Below are 659 nucleotides of genomic sequence, written 5' to 3'. Positions count from 1 at the left end.
AAGGTTCTTAGCTTCGAGACGATAGATCAAGCACTTGCGTTTAGCCTAGAGCAAAAAGAGAAGGAAATATCGGCTATGACTACTGGTAAAGAGTCGCTTGTGTTAGTGTTTGGCTCGTTCTTTACTGTCGAAGCCGCAAAAAAGTTTATGGATAGTTATGAGTGAATCAGTTGATAGTTTAAAGCAACGCTTGGTCGGAGCGTTCGTTATCTTGTCTTTGGCGATTATATTTCTGCCAATGATTTTTGATAAGCCTCATAACGAAGGACGAAGTCTTTTAGTACCGGTGCCACCCAAACCTGACTATAAAACAATAGAGATCGGTAAGCCGGTTCAACCTCAGTTCAAAGTGCTCTCGGTCGATAGCGACACGGGTAAAGTTGTAGAGGGTGATGAGTTGCTTAAGCCAAGCCCCTCTGAGAAAGCTATTAAGAAAATTGAGCTTGGCGCCCTAAGCGATGAGGCGTCAAAACCTTCGGATGATGTCCAGGTAAAGAGTCCTTCCAGCCCAGCAGCTGTCAAAAAATCCCCTAAGCCCAAAGAAGTTAAGCCTGTCGTAGCAGCCTCTAAACGTCCACTGGCTTCCAAGCCAAAAGTGTCGCATTTGCCCGTTTTTAAAAATATTTGGATGGTTCAGTTAGGAACGTTTAGTAAAACTG

The 659-nt window shown here is 44.0% G+C and carries 1 pseudogene; it reads left to right on the top strand.

Annotated elements, in window-relative coordinates:
- Nucleotides 1-157: 157 nt before the first annotated feature.
- Nucleotides 158-659 (top strand): annotated as a pseudogene (locus tag A3729_RS03835) (hypothetical protein); the annotation flags it as partial.

Source organism: Oleiphilus sp. HI0043 (assembly GCF_001634935.1).
The sequence above is the reverse complement of the archived record's forward strand: the minus strand, read 5'-3'. Positions and strand labels throughout refer to the sequence as shown.